Origin of the sequence: Paraclostridium sordellii (assembly GCF_000953675.1) — a bacterium.
GTDB classification, from domain to species: Bacteria; Bacillota; Clostridia; order Peptostreptococcales; family Peptostreptococcaceae; genus Paraclostridium; species Paraclostridium sordellii.
This window is the reverse complement of record NZ_LN679998.1, coordinates 3385735-3386007: the sequence shown is the minus strand read 5'-3', so window position 1 is coordinate 3386007 and position 273 is coordinate 3385735. Positions and strand designations below refer to the sequence as shown.

1 other annotated feature is annotated in these 273 nt (G+C 45.8%).

The features are described 5' to 3' along the window. Positions 1 to 55: 55 nt before the first annotated feature. Positions 56 to 273: a sequence feature (23S ribosomal RNA rRNA prediction is too short), on the top strand.

The window sequence follows — 273 nt, the reverse complement described above, 5'->3', positions numbered from 1 at the left end:
TTTAATAACTGGTCAAGTTATTAAGGGCGCAGGGCGGATGCCTTGGCACTAAGAGCCGATGAAGGACGCGATAAGCTGCGATAAGCTTCGGGGAGTTGCACGTAAACTTTGATCCGAAGATTTCCGAATGAGGAAACTCACTTAGAGTAATGTCTAAGTATCATTAAGTGAATACATAGCTTAATGAGGGGAACCCGGGGAACTGAAACATCTAAGTACCCGGAGGAAAAGAAAGAAATTCGATTCCGTAAGTAGCGGCGAGCGAACGCGGAA